Genomic DNA, 18,274 nt, shown 5'->3' on the forward strand with positions numbered 1-18,274 from the left:
GGCGAAGCCCTCTCCACGACGACGGCGTCACCGGCCCGGCTCCCCCTCCCGCGTGATCCACGTCTCGGCTAGGGTGAGGAGCAATAACCGACCGATCGGTCGGGACTCGTCCGCGCCCCCGACACCAGGAGACCCCGTGACCGTCACCGCCCCCTCCCTCCCGGAGATCCTCCCCAGCTACGTCGCCGGCAGCTGGTGGACGCCGTCGCACCCGTCCAAGGTCACCGACGTGACGGACGCGAACACCGGCGCGCGCCTGACCGGCGTCTCCACCGACGGCCTCGACACGGCCGCCGCCATCGAGCACGCCCGCACCGTCGGCCAGCAGGCCCTGGGCGAGCTGACCATCCACGAGCGCGCCCTCAAGCTCAAGGAGCTCGCGCTCTTTCTGAACTCCCGCGTCCAGGAGCTCTACGACGTCTCCTTCGCCACCGGCGCCACGCAGCGCGACCACGCCTTCGACGTCGACGGCGGCATCGGCACCCTCTTCACGTTCTCCGGCAAGGGCCGCCGCGAGCTACCGAACTCCACCGTGATCATCGACGGCGACGTGGAGCCCCTCTCCCGCGACGGCTCCTTCATCGGCGAGCACATCTACCAGCGCATCCCGGGCGTGGCCGTGCAGATCAACGCGTTCAACTTCCCCGTGTGGGGCATGCTCGAGAAGTTCGCCCCGGCCTTCGTCGCCGGCGTGCCCACCGTGGTCAAGCCGGCCACCCCCACCGGCTACGTCACGCAGAAGTGCGTCGAGCTGATGCTCGAGTCCGGCGTGCTGCCCGAGGGCTCGATCCAGCTGATCTCCGGCTCCGCCCGCGACCTGCTGGACCACCTGGACTACCGCGACCACGTCGCGTTCACCGGCTCCGCCGCCACCGCGGCCACGCTGAAGAAGCACCCGAACGTGCAGGAGGGCGGCGTCCGCTTCACCGCGGAGACCGACTCCCTCAACGCCGCCATCCTCGGCCCGGACGCGGACCCGGAGTCCCCCGAGTTCGAGGCGTTCGTGAAGGTCGTCTTCCAGGAGATGACGGTCAAGGCCGGACAGAAGTGCACCGCCATCCGCCGGGTGATCGTCCCGCAGGATCGGGTCGAGGCCGTGACCGCCGCCCTCACCGAGCGCCTGGCCGCGAAGGTCGTCCTGGGCGACCCGCGCGTCGAGGGCACCACCATGGGCGCCCTGGCCTCGAAGGACCAGCAGGGCGAGGTCCGCGGCGCGGTGCAGCGCCTGGTCGACGCCGGCGGTCAGGTCCGCCTCGGCGGCCCCGAGGGCTCGACCGGTGACGCCGACGCCGAGTCCGGCGCGTTCTTCGCCCCCACGGTGCTCACCTTCGAGGACGCACGCACCCCCGAGGTGCACAGCGTCGAGGCGTTCGGTCCGGTCACCTCGGTGATCGGCTACACGGACGTGGCCGACGCCGTGGCCCTGGCCGCCCTGGGCTCGGGGTCGCTCGTGGCCACGGTCGCCACGAACGACGGTGAGACCGCCCGCGCGTTCGCCGCCGGGATCGGCGCCCACCACGGCCGCGTGCACGTCCTGAACCGCCAGACCGCCGCGACCACCACGGGCCATGGCGCCCCCGTGCCGGTGCTGATCCACGGCGGCCCCGGCCGCGCCGGCGGCGGCGAGGAGCTCGGCGGGGTCCGCGCCGTGAAGCACTACATGCAGCGCACGGCGATCCAGGGCTCCCCGGACATGCTCACGGCCATCACCGGCGTGTGGCATCAGGGCGCCGCGGCCCACACGGTGACCCGCGAGGACGTGGAGGCCGGCACGGCCGTGCACCCGTTCTACAAGTCCCTGGCCGAGCTGACGGTGGGCGACCAGTTCGCCTCCGGCCTGCGCACCATCACCCTGGAGGACATCACCGCCTTCGCGGAGGAGACCGGGGACAGGTTCTACGCCCACACGGACGAGGAGGCCGCCATGGCCAACCCGTTCTTCCCGCGCCGCGTCGCCCACGGCTACCTGCTGGTCTCGTGGGCCGCGGGGCTGTTCGTGGCCCCGGATCCGGGCCCGGTGCTGGCCAACTACGGCCTGGAGAACCTGCGCTTCATCACGCCGGTGACCTACGACGACGCCATCCGCGTGACCCTGACGGCCAAGCGCATCACCCCGCGCGTGAGCGACGAGTACGGCGAGGTGGCCTGGGACTGCCGGATCCACAACCAGAAGGACGAGCTCTGCGCCCAGTACGACGTGCTGACGCTCGTGGCCAAGACCTGGCCGATGGCCCCGTCCGAGACCTCCCAGGGCTGAGCCCCCCTGCTTCGACGGGCCGTCCCGTGCGCCCGCTGCGCGCCGGGCGGCCCGTCGTCGTCCCCGGGAACAAGGAGCGTGCCCGGGGCGTTCACCTGTACGTCCCATTCGGACCGCGAGAGAAGAAGGTCGACACACATGTCCGAGTTCACCCGTTTCGAGCAGGTCGCCGTGCTGGGCACCGGCGTGCTGGGTTCGCAGATCATCATGCAGGCGGCGTACCACGGCAAGAAGGTGATGGCCTACGACGCCGTCCCCGCCGCCCTCGAGGGGATCGAGCGCCGCTGGGCGTGGATCCGCCAGGGCTACGAAGCAGACCTCGGGGAGGGCTACGACCCGCAGCGCTTCGACGAGGCCATCGCCCGCATCACGCCGACCTCGGACCTCGGCGAGGCCCTGGCGGATGCGGACATCGTGATCGAGGCCGTCCCGGAGAACCTGGAGCTCAAGCGCAAGGTGTGGGCCCAGGTGGGCGAGCTCGCCCCCGCCACGACCCTGTTCGCCACGAACACCTCCTCCCTGCTGCCCTCGGACTTCGCCGACGCCAGCGGCCATCCGGAGCGCTTCCTGGCCCTGCACTACGCCAACCGCATCTGGGCGCAGAACACCGCCGAGGTCATGGGCACCGCCGCCACCTCGCCGGAGGCCGTCGCGGGAGCCCTGCAGTTCGCCGAGGAGACCGGCATGGTCCCCGTGCACGTGCGCAAGGAGATCCCGGGCTACTTCCTCAACTCCCTGCTCATCCCGTGGCTGCAGGCCGGCTCCAAGCTGTACATGCACGGAGTGGGCAACCCGGCGGACATCGACCGCACCTGGCGCGTGGCCACCGGCAACGAGCGCGGCCCGTTCCAGACCTATGACATCGTGGGCTTCCACGTGGCCGCCAACGTCTCCCGCAACACGGGCGCCGACTGGCAGCGCGGCTTCGCTGAGCTGCTCGAGAAGAGCATCGCCGAGGGCCACAGCGGTGTGGCCGACGGCCAGGGCTTCTACCGCTACGGGACGGACGGGGAGAACCTCGGCCCGGTGGAGGACTGGAACCTGGGCGACAAGGACACCCCGCTCGGCTGACCTCCCCCGCTGACGGATCAGGGGCCGTCCGATGCGCACCACGCATCGGGCGGCCCCCACGCATGCCCCGCCACTTCCTTGTGGCATCCGTCACAGCGCACGTAGAGTCGGGCCATGACGACCTCCCGACTCCCCCTGTTCGGCGTCCTCGCCGTGGGCGCGCTCGCCCTCGCCGGGTGCGCGGGCGGCGGCGCAGAGCCCTCCTCCCCCGCCCCCTCGTCGGCATCGTCCACGACGACGGCGGCCTCGTCCGCCCCCACGTCGCCCGCGGCCAGCAGCTCCACGGAGAGCACGGGCGCGGCGGAGAGCACGGCCGGCACCTCCGCCTCGGGCAGCCTGTCCCTCGAGATGCCCGCCGCGCTGGGTGGGCAGCGGACCCTGGCGGTGCAGGCCGCCGTGCAGCGGGCCGCGGGGCCGGGGTCCGAGGTGGGGCTGAGCGCCGCCTCGCCGCTGGAGCGGCAGACGGAGCTGCGCCAGCGGGCCGACGGCCTGGAGCAGACGGTCGACGCCGGCGCGAGCCCGGCGCCCACCCGCAGCGCGGAACAGCAGGCCTGCCTGGACGCCACACGCTCCGCCCTGGAGCGGGACGCCGAGGCCGGGGCGGCGGACCTGGGGCTCACGGCCCAGCCGGAGACGGCCGCCACCACCGGCGGCGGGCCCACCACGACGCCGGCGCCCTCCTTCACGGCGTCCCCCGACGCCGAGGTCACTCCGCTCGGCGTGCGCGTCACAGTGTACCCCACGGAGGAGGCCGCCCGCGCCGCCCTGGAGGACGCCCGAGCGGCGGCGCAGGCCTGCACCGGGGTGGACCTGGCCGGGCTCGACGTGGAGAGCGTGACGCGGACCGAGCACGAGGGCGGCACCGCGTACACGGCGCTCCCGGCCCCCGGGGGGTCCGTCTACTCCCACCTGACGGCCGTGCAGGACGGCGCCCGCACCGTGGCCGTGGCCCAGGCCGACGCGGACGGCGGGGTGCCCGCGGACGCCGAGGACCGTGCGGCCTCGATCGTGACCGACGTGCTCGCCGCGCTCGACGGCGAGGGCTGAGGACAGAGGCCCCTCAGCCCCGCAGACCCCCGAGCACCACGCCCGTGACGGCGTCGATCATCTGGCCCGGTCCCTGCTGGCCGGGGACGCCGCGATCCGGCCGGTACCAGTCGACGATCGAGTTGATCATGCCGAGCGCGAGGCGGGCGAGGTTGCGCGGGGTCACGTCGGAGCGCACCGCACCCGCGGCCTGGGCGGCCTCGAGCAGGTCCCCGAAGCGCCGGGTGATCTCACGACGACGCTCGACGGCGGCCACCTCGACCGCCGAGTTCCCGCGCAGGCGCAGCAGCAGGGTCACCTCGGGCTGCTTCTCCGCCAGCACCCCGAGCGTGCCGCGGATGGCCGCCTCGACCTGCGCGCCGGCGTCGGACCCGCTGGCCACCACATCGTCCAGGCACGCCTCGAGGGCGTCGAGCGCCTCCGTCACCGCGTGGTCGAGGATCGCCTCCTTGGACTCCACGTGGTGGTAGATCGCGGACTTGGAGATGCCCAGGTGGGTGGCGAGCATGCCCATGGACGTCGCCTCGTAGCCGTGCCGGTTGAAGAGCTCGACGCACTCGGCCAGCAGCGTCTGCCGGTCATAGCCGGGCCGGCCGCGGCGCGGGGTGGGGCTGCTCTGGGGCACGGGGCTCCTTCGGGGGCGGGCGGACGCCGACGACGGCGCACCGGTCCACTCTACCGGGCACCCCGGCGTCGGGATCGGCCGCGGGGACGGGATCAGGCCTGGTCGCGCAGGTCGTAGATCCGCTTGAGCTTGCCGGAGGAGCGGGCCAGGGACTCCGGCTCCACCACGTTGATCATGCACGAGGAGCCGATCTTCGTCTTGATCTCCATGCGCAGGTGCGCGGCGCAGGCCTGGGCCTCCTCGAGGGTCGCATGATCGCGGCGCTCGATGTTCACGGCCATCTGGTCCATGCGGTCCGGACGGGTGATCTCGAGGGTGAAGTGCGGCGACAGGGCCGGCTCCTTGAGGGCCAGCTCCTCGATCTGCGACGGGAACAGGTTCACGCCGCGCAGGATGATCATGTCGTCCGAGCGGCCGGTGATGCGTCCCATGCGGCGGTGGCCCGGGTGTGTGGTGCCCGGCAGCAGGCGGGTGAGGTCGTGGGTGCGGTACCGGATGATCGGCAGCGCCTGCTTGGTGAGCGAGGTGAAGACGAGCTCGCCGTGGCGGCCGGTCTCGAGGACCTCGTCCGTGAGCGGGTCGATGATCTCGGGGCGGAAGTGGTCCTCCCAGATGTGGGAGCCGTCCTTGGTGGCCGCGGACTCGCCGGCCACGCCCGGGCCCATGACCTCGGAGAGGCCGTAGATGTCCAGGGCGTCGAGGTCGAAGGTCTGCTCGATCTCGCGGCGCATCTCCTCGGTCCACGGCTCCGCGCCGAGGATCGCGACCTCGAGGGAGGACTCGCGGGGGTCCAGCCCGAGCTTCTTGAAGCCGTCCGCGATGGTCAGCAGGTAGGTGGGCGTGGAGAGGATGGCGCGCGGTTGGAAGTCGGTGATCAGCTGCACCTGCTTCTCCGTCTGCCCGCCGGACATCGGGATCACGGCCGCGCCGATGCGCTCGGCGCCGTAGTGGGCGCCGAGGCCGCCGGTGAACAGGCCGTAGCCGTACGCGTTGTGCACGCGGTCACCGGGGCGGATGCCGCCGGCGCGGAAGCAGCGGGCGACGAGGGTGGCCCACGTGGCCAGGTCGTCATCGGTGTAGCCGACCACGGTGGGCTGGCCGGTGGTGCCGGAGGAGGCGTGGATGCGACGCAGCTCGGGGCCCGTGGCGGCGAACGCGCCGAACGGGTAGTTCTTCCGCAGGAACTCCTTGTCCGTGTACGGGAACTTGGCGAGGTCCCCGAGCTCCCTGAAGTCCGAGGGGTGGACGCCGTGCGTGTCGAAGTGCTCGCGGTACGCGGGCACGTTCTCGTAGGCGTGGTGCAGGGTCCAGCGGAGGCGTTCGAACTGAAGCGCCTCGATCTGGTCCCGGCTCATCGTCTCCTCGGGGTCCGGGGCCCCGCGGTCGGCGGGGGCGGGCAGGGGTGCCGGCGTGTACGGGTTGGGGATCGAGGCCTCGAGCATGGCGTTCTCCTGGGGATGCGGGGTCGGGCGGCGGTCGACGACGGCGGCGCACCGGCGGGTGCGCCCGTCGGTCAGCGTCCGGGGGCGGGGATGGTGCGGGAGCGGCCGCGGAAGGCGGCCACCGGGGTGCCGTCGTCGGTGGTGACGGTGATGTCGTAGACGGCCGAGCGGCCGGCGGCGGCGACCAGGCGGCCCTCCGCGACGAGGGTCTGCCCGGCGCGGGTGGCCGCGAGGAAGTTGACGTCCACGCCGGAGGCCACGGTGAGGGTGGAGCCGTCCGAGGCGGGGTCGTTGCAGGTCAGCGCGAAGCACGTGTCCGCGAACGCGAAGACGGCGCCGCCGTGGGCCAGGCCGAAGCCATTGTGCTGGTCCTCGGTGAGCGTCATCCGGATGCGCGCGTGGTCCTTCTCGGCGGCCTCGAGGGTGACGCCGAGCCACCGTGCCACGCGGTCCTCCGCGAGCATGGGGTGGTGGGCGGTCTCGGTCATGGGCGGGCCTCCCTGCCGGCACGGGCGCGCCGGCGCGGCGGCGCAGAGAATTACTGAACGATCATTAGGTAACTCCCTGGATGTGACTCACGTCAAGTCCGGTCCGGTGTGTGACGCTCGCCGCCCCCGCCGTCATGCCGTGGGAGCGGGGCACACCGGGGGACCTGTGCGCGGCCCCCGCCTATCGTGTCCGCGGCGCCTGTCTAGGGTGACCGCATGGTGACCTTCGCGCCGGACCGCGCCTCCTTCATGCTCAGCCCCTCGGACATCACCGCCGCCGCCACGTGTACCTATGGGTGGCTGCGCGGGACGGTGGATCCCAAGCTCGGGCGTGCCCCGCGGATCGGCGTGGCGGACGCGTTCCTCGAGCGGGTCTCCCGCCTCGGGGACGAGCACGAGTCCCGCGTGCTCGCGCGCCTCGAGGCGGAGCACGGCGCGGACCAGGTGGTCCGGCTCGCCCGCCCGGAGCGCTACACGCCCGAGGGCGTGCGGGCCGCCCGCGAGCGCACCGCGGCGGCGTTGGCCGCGCGTCCCGCCGTCGTGTTCCAGGGGATGCTGCACGACGGCGCGTTCGGCGGCCTGGCCGACTTCCTCGTGCTCCGCACGGACGAGGAGCACCCCGAGGGCGCGTACGAGGTGGTGGACACGAAGCTGGCCCGGCATGCGCGGGTGACGGCGCTGCTGCAGATCGCCGCGTACGCGGACCTGCTGGACGGCATGGGCGTGCCGCGGGCGCGGCAGGGCAGCCTGTGGCTCGGGGACGGTTCCCGGCACGTCGCGGACCTGGACGAGGTGATCCCGGTGTACCGGCACCAGCGCGCCCGGCTGGAGGCGCTGCTGCAGGATCACGTGGCCGCCGGGGAGCCCACTCGCTGGGGCGACGACCGCCTGAGCGTCTGCGGCGCATGCGAGGCGTGCGAGGAGGCCGTCGCCGAGCACCGGGACGTGCTGCTCACGGCGGGGGCCACGCGGTTGCAGCGCACCCGGCTGCGCGAGGCCGGCATCACGACCATCGAGCAGCTCGCGGTGTCCGTCGCACCGCCGGAGGGCATGGCCCGCCGCACGTGGGAGGCGCTGCGGGAACAGGCGGCGATCCAGCTGGAGCCGGCCGGGGCGGACGGGCTGCCGCCGCATCGGATCGTGGACCCGCGCGCCGTGACGGGGCTGCCGGCGCCGGACGCCGGAGACGTCTTCTTCGACTTCGAGGGGGACCCGCTGTGGGTCTCCGCGGACGGGAGCATGGAGGGTCTCGAGTACCTGTGGGGCTGGGTCGAGGCGCCGGGCGGGGACACCGCGCGCACCGCCTCGGCCGACTTCCGGTTCACGGGTCTGTGGGCGGACACCCGTGCCGCCGAGCGGGCGGCGCTCGAGCAGTTCGTGGCGTTCGTGGAGGCCCGACGCGCGACCCACCCGGGGATGCGGATCTACCACTACGCCGCGTACGAGGTCACCGCGCTGAAACGCCTGACCGTGCGGCACGGCGTGGGCGAGCGCGAGCTGGACGACTGGCTGCGCGCGGGGCTGTTCGTGGACCTCTACTCCACGGTCCGCGCCGCCCTGCGGGCCGGTGTGCCGAGCTACTCCATCAAGAAGCTGGAGCCCCTCTACATGGGGGCGGAGCACCGGGCGGAGGACGGCGTCACGACGGCGGCGGACAGCGTCACCGAATACCACCGGTACGTCGCCGCGATGGAGGCCGGGGACACCGAGGTCGCGAAGGCGATCCGCGCCGACATCGAGGACTACAACCGGTACGACTGCGTCTCCACGGCGCGGCTGCGGGACTGGCTGCGGGCGCAGGTCGAGCCCGAGGAGGCCGCCGTCGCGGACCGTCCCGTCGACGACGCCGCGACCGGGAACGAACCGCTGGTCGAGGCCGCGCCGTCGCTCCAGGAGCAGGACGCGGCCCTCGCCGCCTCGCTTCAGGCGCTGGCGGGCGCCGAGAGGGACGAGGCGGGCGGGACGCGGGCCCCGGAGGCGGAGCTCGACGGCGGGCGGCGCGGTATCGCCCTGCTGGCCGCGGGCCTGGGCTACTTCGCCAGGGAGAACAAGCCGCTGTGGTGGGCCATGTTCGATCGGGCCGTGTCCGCCCCGGACGAGTGGCAGGAGCCGCGCGCGAACCTGGTGTTCGACACCGTCGAGTCGGTGAGTGCGTGGGAACGTCCCACCCCGCGGAGCAACCCCGCCCGGACGCTGACCGTGACCGGGCGCCTCGAGCCGGGCACCGAGGTCCGGCCGCGTCGGAACAGCCAGGAGAGGTTCAAGCTCAACGCCCTGTACGAGCAGCCGCCGCGCTGGGCGGAGCTGGCCCCCAACGCCGTCCGCTGGCAGAGCCGATCGCCCGTGGACGTGACCGAGGTGGAGGAGATCGCACCGGGCCGGTTCCGAGTCAGCCTGCTGCAGCGCCTCAGCACCAAGTACGAGCCGGAACCGCACGCGGAGGTGCCCATGGCGGTCTTCCACCTCAACTACGTCCGGCCCGGTGGCCTCCTCGAACGCATCCGGGAGCAGGCCGCCGAGGCCGCCCGCCGCGGCCGACTGCCGGACGGAGCGGTGTTCGACATCCTGGCGCGCCGTGCCCCGCGCACCACGGGCCGGACCCTCGCCGCGATCGGGGCGGACGTACGAGACGGCCGGCGGGACGGCGTCGGGGGCCTGGTCGAGGCGGTCGAGTCCGCACGCGGCTCCTACGTGGCCGTGCAGGGCCCTCCCGGCACCGGCAAGACGTACGTGGGCAGCCGCGCGGTGAAGGAACTCCTGGACCGGGGCTGGACGGTCGGCGTCACCGCCCAGTCCCACGCGGTGGTGGAGAACTTCCTCGACCAGCTGATCGGGGTCGGTGTGGACCCCGACCGCGTGGGCAAGGAGCCCAAGGACCCGGACGGACCGCACCGCTGGACGTCCCTGGGCTCATCGGAGGTCCATGCCTTCCTGGCACCGGGCCGGGTCCTGGGCGGCACCGCGTGGACCTTCGCGAACGCCGCGGCCCAGCCGGTCGACCTCCTGGTGGTGGACGAGGCAGGGCAGCTCTCCCTCGCGCACCTCCTGGGCGCGAGCGCCCTGGCCGAGACGGTGCTGCTGCTGGGTGACCCGCAGCAGCTCCCCCAGGTCAGCAGGGGCGAGCACCCCCAGCCCATCGGCGACGCGGCCCTGACCTGGATCGCGGAGGGCGCCCCCGTGCTCCGCGCCGAGCGCGGCTTCTTCCTGGACACCTCGTGGCGCATGCACTCGGCGCTCACCCGCGCGGTCTCCGAGCTCTCCTACGCCGGCCGGCTCGGCGCGCGGGAGGAGGTCACGGACGCCCGCCGGCTCGACGGCGTGGAGCCCGGACTGCACCCGTGGCCGGTCTCCCACACGGGCAACGCGGTCTCCTCGCCGGAGGAGGCCGCGGCCGTCGTCGAGATCATCCGGTCACTGCTCGGCCGCACCTGGTCCACCGGCCCGGACGATCCCGGCCGACCGCTCGAGCCGTCCGACGTGATCGTGGTGGCCCCGTACAACGCGCAGGTCGCCACGGTCCGGGAGACGCTCGACGCCGCCGGTCTCGAGGGCACCACCGTCGGCACCGTGGACAAGTTCCAGGGCCGGGAGGCCGCCGTCGCGATCCTGACGATGGCGGCGTCCTCACCGCAGGAGGTGCCGCGCGGGCTGGACTTCCTCCTGAACCGGAACCGGCTCAACGTGTCGATCTCGCGCGGACAGTGGGCCGCCTACCTCGTCCACTCCCCCGCCCTCGCGGACGCGCTGCCCACCAGCCCCGAGGACCTGCCGATGATCGGCGCGTTCCTGCGGCTCGTGCACCGTTGAGTCAGCCGGCGGCGCCCTGGCGCAGCAGGAACCGCTGCAGCTTGCCGGAGGGGGTCTTGGGCAGCCGGTCCACGAAGTGCACCCGGCGCGGGTAGGCGTGCTTGGAGTACTCGTCGCGGACCTTGGCCTGCAGCTCGGCCGCCAGGGCGTCCGGGTCCGCGACGGCCCCGGCGGGCACCACGAACGCCACGACCTCCTCGCCGCGCACCCCCTCCGGGTCCGGCAGGCCGACGACGGCGACCTCCTGCACCCGCGGGTGGTCGATGAGCACGGACTCCACGTCGAACGGGCCGATCCGGTACCCGGCGGCGAGGATCACGTCGTCGTCCCGGGAGGAGAAGAAGAACCAGCCGTCGTCGTCCTGCCGGGCGGTGTCCCCGGTCAGGTACCAGCGCCCGTCCGGGGTGAAACGCTCCGCGGTCTTCTCCGGCTCCCCGAGGTAGCCGGGGAACCAGAACAGGGGCGAGGCCGCGTCGATCGCGATCTGCCCGTCCCGGATCTCGGCGGCGATCCCCGGCAGGGGCACACCCATCGAACCCGGGCGGGGCGGCGCGGCCAGCTCGGGGTGCGCGAGGGTGCAGATGACCATGCCCAGCTCGGTCTGGCCGTAGTGGTCGCGGATCTCCGTGCCGAGGGCCGTCCGGCCCCACTCGAGCACGGACGGCGGCAGCGGCTCCCCCGCCGTGGACACGCGCCGCAGCCGCAGCGGGGCGTCCTCGGTGACCTCCCCGGCCTTGGCCAGCGCGCGGAACATCGTGGGGGCGCCGGCGAGGTTCGTGATGCCCTGCGAGCGGATCACCTCGACCATGGTCGCCGGGGAGAAGGCGCCGCGGTACTGCACCGAGGTCGCCCCGAGCACCAGCGTGCCGACGATCCCGTAGTACAGCCCGTACGCCCAGCCGTGGTCGGCCGCGTTCCAGAACAGGTCCTCGGGGCGCAGGTCCACCGCGCACGTGAGGTAGACGGCGAACGCGGCGGCCGCGCGCAGCGGCACGGGCACCCCCTTGGGGCGGCCGGTGGTGCCGGAGGTGAACAGCAGGGCGATCGGCCCGTCCCCGCCGACGGCGACGTCCTCGCCCAGCGGCGCGGAGTCCGCGAGCGCGTCCCACTCCGGGCCGGTGCGGATGATCTCGATGCCGGGGATGTCCGTGAGCTTCTCGGCCTGACGGGGTTCGGCGACGACAAGCCGCGCCGCCGCGCCCTCGATGCGCATCCGGGCGGCGCCCGCGGCGAACGCGGTGAACAGCGGCACGTGCACAGCGCCGAGCCGCCACAGGGCCAGCAGCGTGATGACGAGCTCCTCCCGTTTGGACATCATCACGGGGACCCGGTCGCCGCGCGTGACGCCGCGGGCGGCGAGGCCGGTGGCGAGGCGGCGCGAGCGGTCGGCCAGCTCGCCGAAGGTGAGGTCGACGGCGGACATGTCCTCCGCCACGAACCGGAACGCCACCGCGTCGGCCGGCCAGCGGTCGCAGAGCAGGTGGGCGGCGCAGGCGTCCGGGGTCTCGACGTCGGCGACCCACCCGGCCATCAGCCGGTCGATCGTCCCGGCCTCGTGGGCCTGCCCGGTCCGTTCCGTCATCTCGGTCTCCTCATCCCTCTCGGCATGCCGACGCCGGGCGACGGCGACGTCAGCCACGGTAGGTCCACCGCGCCCCGGGCCACCGGGCGCGTCCGCATGTTGCACTCGATGTTGCACTCGCCACCCCGTCGCGGTCGAGGACGGACCCGGTCGTCGCCTTCGTCGGGCGTCCGCGGCGCCTGCCAGAATGGGGGCCATGACCTCACAGCCCGCGTCCACCGCCCACCGCCGTTCCCTCGCCGAGGCCGGCATCGCCCTCGGCCCCCTGGACGGCCGCTACCGTGCGGCGGTGGAGCCGCTTGTGGAGCACCTGTCCGAGGCGGCGCTGAACCGCAACCGCATCCACGTGGAGGTCGAGTGGTTCATCCACCTGGCCGAGCACCGTGTGCTGCCGGGTCTCGAGCCGCTCACGGCCGAGCAGCAGGCGGGCCTGCGGGCGATCGTCACGGACTTCGACGCGGAGTCCGTGGCCGAGCTGGCGGCCACCGAGAAGGTCACGGTGCACGACGTGAAGGCCGTCGAGTACTTCATCGCCGACCGCCTCGAGGGGCTGGGTCTGGGCCGGCTGAAGCCGCTCGTGCACTTCGCGTGCACCTCCGAGGACATCAACAACCTCGCCTACGCGGTGGGCGTGCGCGACGCCGTCGAGCAGGTCTGGCTGCCGGCCGCCCGCGCCGCCGTGGCCACCGTCTCCGCGATGGCCGCCGAGGCCGCCGAGACCCCCATGCTCTCCCGCACGCACGGCCAGCCGGCCACGCCCACCACGCTGGGCAAGGAGATGGCCGTGTTCGTGCACCGTCTGACCCGCCAGACCCGGCGCATCGCCGGCCAGGAGTACCTGGGCAAGATCAACGGCGCCACCGGCACCTACGCCGCCCACCTCGCCGCCGCCCCGGACGCGGACTGGCCGGCCCTGTCCCGGTCCTTCGTGGAGCACCTCGGCCTCACCTGGAACCCGCTGACCACCCAGATCGAGTCCCACGACTGGCAGGCGGAGCTGTACGCCGACGTCGCGCGCTTCAACCGGATCCTCCACGGCTTCTGCGTGGACGTGTGGAGCTACATCTCCATCGGCTACTTCGCGCAGATCCCCGTGGCCGGTGCGACCGGCTCCTCCACCATGCCGCACAAGGTGAACCCGATCCGCTTCGAGAACGCCGAGGCCAACCTCGAGCTCTCCTGCGCCCTGCTCGACTCGCTGGGCGCCACCCTCGTGGAGTCCCGTTGGCAGCGCGACCTCACGGACTCGACGTCGCAGCGCAACATCGGCGTGGCCCTCGGCCACTCGGTGCTCGCCCTGACCAACGTCACCAAGGGCATGGGCCAGCTCCAGGTCGCCGCGCCCGTACTGGCGGAGGACCTCGACACGAACTGGGAGGTGCTCGGCGAGGCCGTCCAGACCGTGATGCGTGCCGAGGCGATCGCCGGCGTCGAGGGCATGGACAACCCCTACGAGCGCCTCAAGGAGCTGACCCGCGGCCACCGCGTGGACGGGGCGCGCATGCGCGAGTTCGTGCAGGGCCTCGGCCTGTCGGAGGCGGCCCAGGCGCGCCTGCTGGAGCTGACCCCGGCCGGGTACACCGGCGTGGCGGCGGAGCTGGCCAAGGAGTTCGGCCCCGCGCAGGACTGACCCGGGCCGCCTGACGGGGGACGATGGGCGGGTGCTGCTTCCACTTCTCCCCGTGTGGCTGCTGTCCGCCGCCCCCAAGGACCCCGCCGAACTCGAACGGGACGTGCCCGAGCCGATCGACGCGCACGGCGAGCTCGCCGACGCGATCACCGCGGCGATCACCGCCGTGGATCTCGTGGGCGTGTTCTTCTTCGCGATCTCGGGCGCGGTGCTCGCCGTGCGCAAGGGCTACGACATCGTCGGCTCCCTGCTGCTGGCCCTCATGGTGGGCACGGGCGGCGGCGTCGTCCGTGACCTCGTGGTCGGACGGGACGTGCCCGCGGCCTTCGACAACCCCTGGTACCTGATCCTGCCGGCGGTCGCGTCGCTGGCGGTGTTCCTCCGGATCTTCGACGGCGAGCGCGGCCACCACGCCGTCATGGCCTTCGACGCCGTCGGCCTGGCCGTGTACTGCGTGGTGGGCACGCGCATCGCCCTGCTGGCCGGCCTGAGCCCGGTCGCCGCCGCGGTGCTGGGCCTGGTGACCGCCGTCGGCGGCGGCATCCTGCGCGACGTCGTCGCCGGGGAACCGCCCGCCGTGTTCGGCGGGCGCGGCTGGTACGCGCTGCCGGCCATCCTCGGCGCGGGCACGACGGCGGCCCTCGGCCAGGCGGAGCTCCTCGGCCCGCTGACCTCGGCGGCGGTGATGGTGCTCGTGCTCGTGCTGCGCGTGGTGTCGCTGCGCAGGGAGTGGCTCGCCCCGGGGGCCGAAATCTCGGGAGAGACCCAGCGCCAGCGCCTGGATCCCCATGACGAGCCGCCCGTGCCGGACATCCGCGACCGCAAGGGCAGGGACGGGCCGCCCGCCGACCCCGGCGAGGACGGTCCCCCGGCGAACGAGGAGACGCCCAGGGCAGGCGAGGACGGCACATCCCCGTGGACACCCGGGTGAACAAACGAGCCACCGCGCGGGCCGCCCGGGACAATGGCCGGTGACCCCCCGGACCCGACGGAAGGAGCCGCCGTGGACGTGCAGCAGTTCTTCGCCACCCTCACCGACGTCCCGTGGCTGCTCACGACCCTGGACCTGATCGGGATCTTCTTCTTCGCCACCTCGGGGGCGCTGCTGGCGGCCCGCAAGCAGTTCGACCTGGTGGGCTCGCTGGCGCTGTCCCTGCTGGCCGGGCTGGGCGGCGGCTTCACCCGGGACATCCTGCTGGACCGCGGTCTGCCCGCGTCCCTGGAGAACCCGGTCTACCTGGCCCCGCCGGTGCTCGTCTCCCTGCTCGTGTACGTCAAGCTGATCCACCCGAATCGGCTGAACCTGACCATCACCCTGTTCGACGCCGCCGGGCTCGCCCTGTTCACGGTGTCCGGCGTCCTGCTGGCGCACTCGATGGGCGTGCACCCGGTGTCCACGGTGGTGATCGCGATGGTCACGGCGCTGGGCGGCGGCGTGCTGCGGGACATCGTCGCCAACGAGGTGCCCTCCATCTTCGACCCCCGCGGCGTCTACGTGCTCCCCACGTTCCTGGGCGCGGTGCTGGCGACCGTGGTGGCGATGAACGGCGCGCTCAACGCGTTCACGGGCTTCCTCATCGCGTTCCTGATCTTCGCGGTGCGGATGATCGCCTACCGCTACCAGTGGCGGTTCTTCGGCGCGGAGATCTCCCAGGACAAGGAGTCCCTCGAACGTCTGCGGCGCCTGGCCACGCAGGCGCAGGAGGCGGCCGCGCGCCGGGTGGAGCGCACCCTCGAGCGCCGGCTGCGCCCCCCCGGCGCCCCCGCCTTCCCCGACGACGACGCGGACGGGTCCTACGGACCGCGGCAGGAGTACGAGGACCAGGTGCGGGTGGACGACTACGACCCGCAGACCCAGACGATCACCGTCGTCGACCCCGCCTCACACCAGCAGGTGCGCCTGGACCGCGGCACCGGCGTCATGGACGTCACCGACCTGCGCACCGGGCGCACGCGCAGCTTCGACGACCCCGAGCACGACTGGATCGCGGACGACCCGGAGGACCCGAGGGACTGAGGGATGCGGGGGCCCGACGCCGGGCCGGGGCCACGCGCCCCGCGGACAGGTCTATGCTGAGAGTCCATGACCGGCACGCATGAGACCGCCCGCCCCGCCAGCACCACCACGGAGGCCGCGGCCTCCGGCCCCCTCCACCGCGTCGGGTTCGACCGCGCGAAGTACATCGAACTCCAGTCCCAGCACATCCAGGAACGCCGCCGCCAGATCGGCGGGAAGCTGTACCTGGAGATGGGCGGCAAGCTCTTCGACGACCTGCACGCCTCCCGCGTCCTGCCCGGCTTCACCCCGGACAACAAGATCGCGATGCTCGACCGCATCAAGGACGAGACCGAGATCCTGGTGTGCTTCAACGCCAAGGACCTCGAGCGGAACAAGGTCCGCGCGGACCTGGGCATCACGTACGAGGACGACGTCCTGCGCCTCGTGGACGTGTTCCGGGAGCGCGGGTTCCTGGTGGAGCACGTGGTGGTCACGCAGCTGGAGGACGCCAACCACCGCGCGCTGGCGTTCCTCGAGAAGCTCGAGCGGCTCGGCCTGAAGGTGGCCCGCCACCGCGTGATCCCCGGCTACCCCCACGCCATGTCCACGATCGTCTCGGAGCAGGGCTTCGGCGCCAACGAGTGGTCCGAGACCACGCGGGACCTCGTCGTCGTGACGGCCCCCGGCCCGGGCTCCGGCAAGCTGGCGACGTGCCTGAGCCAGGTGTACAACGATCGGCAGCGGGGCATCCCGGCCGGCTACGCGAAGTTCGAGACGTTCCCCATCTGGAACCTGCCGCTCGAGCACCCGGTGAACGCCGCCTACGAGGCCGCCACCGTGGACCTGGACGACATCAACCTGATCGACCCGTTCCACCTGGCCGAGTACGGCGAGCGGGTGACGAGCTACAACCGCGACGTCGAGGTGTTCCCGCTGCTGTCCGCGCTGCTGGAGAAGGTCACGGGCACCACCCCGTACAAGTCCCCCACGGACATGGGCGTGAACATGGCCGGCGCGGCGATCGTGGACGACGAGGTGTGCCAGGAGGCCGCGAAGCAGGAGATCATCCGGCGCTACTACAAGGCTCAGGTCAACGAGGCCCTGGAGGGCGCGGACGACACCGAGTCCGAGCGCGTGGCCCTGGTGATGTCCAAGCTGGGCCTGAGCTCAGAGGACCGCCCCGTGGTGGGTGCCGCGCAGCTGGTGGCCGAGCGCACCGGCGAGCCCGGCGCGGCCGTGCAGCTGGCGGACGGCACCCTGGTGACCGGCAAGACCTCGGAGCTGCTGGGCTGCTCGGCGGCCATGCTGCTCAACGCCCTCAAGGTGCTGGCCGGCATCGAGGACGACGTGCACCTGCTCTCCCCTGCCTCGATCGAGCCGATCCAGACGCTCAAGACCGTGCACCTGGGCTCCAAGAACCCGCGGCTGCACACGGACGAGGTGCTGATCGCGCTGTCCGTGTCCGCGGCGACCGACGAGAACGCGAAGGCGGCCGTCGAGCAGCTGGCGAGCCTCGAGGGCTGCGACGTGCACACGACGACGATCCTCGGCTCCGTGGACGAGGGCATCTTCCGGTCCCTGGGGATGCTCGTGACGAGCGAGCCGAAGTTCCAGAAGAAGGGGCTGTACCGGAAGCGGTGAGGCGGGGCGGTTCGGGCGGTCGCTTTCGTTGACGAAACGGGCGACCCCTGGGCGTTTTCGTTCGAGAAGTGGGAGCGGGCCACGGCCCGCTCAGGAGGCCCCGGTGGTTCGCCGGGGCCTCCGTTCGTTGACGACGGCGACAACTCGCTCCGCGACGACGGCCGGGTCCTCGTGCTCCCAGAAGCGGAGGACGAGCCAGCCGCGCTCCGTCAGGATGCGCGTGGTCTCCAGGTCCCGGGCCCGGTTCGTGGCGACCTTGTCCGACCAGTAGCCGCCGTTGGCCTTCGGCGCGATGTAGTGCTGGGGACACCCGTGCCAGTAGCAGCCGTCGATGAGGACGGCGACGCGCGCGGGACGGAACAGGATGTCCACCGTGCGGCGGAGGTCCTTCTCCGGCTTCGCGTTCACCCGGTAGCGGAGGCCGGCGGCATGGAGGAGACGGCGAACGGGGGCGTGTCAGATGGTCTGTGTAAGCCGTACCGAGAGGAACGGTAAGAATCATGACCATGATCGACGAGAAGAACCCAGGCGAGCCCTCGGGCCAGGACCTGGTCGAGCAGCTGAAAGCCTCAGGGCAGCTTGATGCCCTGTTCGCGCAGATCGACGCGGGCGGCGTCGAGCTCACCGGTGACGGCGGGTTCGTGCCCGCGCTGGTCAAGGCCGCGCTCGAGCGGGGCCTGCAGGC

12 protein-coding genes and 2 pseudogenes are annotated in these 18,274 nt (G+C 72.8%); 9 read left to right on the forward strand and 5 right to left on the reverse strand.

What is annotated here, in order from left to right:
- Nucleotides 1-136: 136 nt before the first annotated feature.
- The 3 genes from paaZ (at nucleotide 137) to DE149_RS08585 (ending at nucleotide 4,375) form a co-directional block, all read left to right on the forward strand.
- On the forward strand, nucleotides 137-2,257 hold the full coding sequence (paaZ, locus tag DE149_RS08575; RefSeq protein WP_036313917.1) for a phenylacetic acid degradation bifunctional protein PaaZ: 2,121 nt from the start codon (nucleotides 137-139) through the stop codon (nucleotides 2,255-2,257).
- Between the two features lie 138 nt (nucleotides 2,258-2,395).
- The gene (locus tag DE149_RS08580; RefSeq protein ID WP_113914356.1) at nucleotides 2,396-3,328 is read left to right on the forward strand and encodes a 3-hydroxyacyl-CoA dehydrogenase; all 933 of its coding nucleotides are present in this window, start codon (nucleotides 2,396-2,398) and stop codon (nucleotides 3,326-3,328) included.
- A gap of 114 nt (nucleotides 3,329-3,442) precedes the next feature.
- Entirely contained in the window at nucleotides 3,443-4,375 is a 933-nt protein-coding gene (locus DE149_RS08585; protein WP_113914357.1) for a hypothetical protein, read from the forward strand.
- A 13-nt stretch (nucleotides 4,376-4,388) separates the two neighbouring features.
- Here DE149_RS08585 and DE149_RS08590 read toward each other — a convergent pair whose 3' ends face one another.
- From DE149_RS08590 to DE149_RS08600, 3 genes are all read right to left on the reverse strand, one after another.
- Nucleotides 4,389-5,000: a TetR/AcrR family transcriptional regulator gene (locus tag DE149_RS08590; RefSeq protein ID WP_049146484.1), complete on the reverse strand. Its 612-nt coding sequence runs from the start codon at nucleotides 4,998-5,000 to the stop codon at nucleotides 4,389-4,391.
- 92 nt (nucleotides 5,001-5,092) lie between these two features.
- The gene (locus DE149_RS08595; protein ID WP_113914358.1) at nucleotides 5,093-6,442 is read right to left on the reverse strand and encodes a phenylacetate--CoA ligase family protein; all 1,350 of its coding nucleotides are present in this window, start codon (nucleotides 6,440-6,442) and stop codon (nucleotides 5,093-5,095) included.
- 71 nt (nucleotides 6,443-6,513) lie between these two features.
- Nucleotides 6,514-6,930 (reverse strand): PaaI family thioesterase, encoded by a 417-nt coding sequence (locus DE149_RS08600; protein ID WP_020624995.1) that lies wholly within the window; start codon nucleotides 6,928-6,930, stop codon nucleotides 6,514-6,516.
- A gap of 216 nt (nucleotides 6,931-7,146) precedes the next feature.
- Here DE149_RS08600 and DE149_RS08605 point away from each other — a divergent pair, with 216 nt between their 5' ends.
- Nucleotides 7,147-10,737 (forward strand): TM0106 family RecB-like putative nuclease, encoded by a 3,591-nt coding sequence (locus DE149_RS08605; protein WP_113914359.1) that lies wholly within the window; start codon nucleotides 7,147-7,149, stop codon nucleotides 10,735-10,737.
- Between the two features lies 1 nt (nucleotide 10,738).
- Here DE149_RS08605 and DE149_RS08610 read toward each other — a convergent pair whose 3' ends face one another.
- Nucleotides 10,739-12,319, reverse strand: a complete 1,581-nt coding sequence (locus DE149_RS08610; RefSeq protein WP_073116975.1) for an AMP-binding protein — start codon at nucleotides 12,317-12,319, stop codon at nucleotides 10,739-10,741.
- Between the two features lie 196 nt (nucleotides 12,320-12,515).
- Here DE149_RS08610 and purB point away from each other — a divergent pair, with 196 nt between their 5' ends.
- From purB to DE149_RS08630, 4 genes are all read left to right on the forward strand, one after another.
- Nucleotides 12,516-13,949, forward strand: coding sequence for an adenylosuccinate lyase (gene purB / locus DE149_RS08615; RefSeq protein WP_070708497.1), 1,434 nt, complete (start codon nucleotides 12,516-12,518; stop codon nucleotides 13,947-13,949).
- A 31-nt stretch (nucleotides 13,950-13,980) separates the two neighbouring features.
- A complete protein-coding gene (locus tag DE149_RS08620; protein ID WP_113914360.1) occupies nucleotides 13,981-14,880 on the forward strand; it encodes a trimeric intracellular cation channel family protein in 900 nt (299 codons plus the stop codon).
- Nucleotides 14,881-14,952: 72 nt separating this feature from the next.
- Complete coding sequence (locus tag DE149_RS08625; protein WP_113914361.1) at nucleotides 14,953-15,966, forward strand: trimeric intracellular cation channel family protein; 1,014 nt, start codon at nucleotides 14,953-14,955, stop codon at nucleotides 15,964-15,966.
- Between the two features lie 66 nt (nucleotides 15,967-16,032).
- On the forward strand, nucleotides 16,033-17,589 hold the full coding sequence (locus tag DE149_RS08630) for a DUF1846 domain-containing protein (protein WP_113914362.1): 1,557 nt from the start codon (nucleotides 16,033-16,035) through the stop codon (nucleotides 17,587-17,589).
- Nucleotides 17,590-17,679: 90 nt separating this feature from the next.
- Here DE149_RS08630 and DE149_RS08635 read toward each other — a convergent pair.
- A pseudogene (locus DE149_RS08635) lies at nucleotides 17,680-18,024 on the reverse strand (very short patch repair endonuclease); the annotation flags it as partial.
- Between the two features lie 71 nt (nucleotides 18,025-18,095).
- Between DE149_RS08635 and DE149_RS08640 the strand changes: the two are divergent.
- Nucleotides 18,096-18,274: pseudogene (locus DE149_RS08640) on the forward strand (IS256 family transposase); the annotation flags it as partial.

Origin of the sequence: Micrococcus sp. KT16 (assembly GCF_003315015.1) — a bacterium.
GTDB classification, from domain to species: domain Bacteria; phylum Actinomycetota; class Actinomycetes; order Actinomycetales; family Micrococcaceae; genus Micrococcus; species Micrococcus luteus.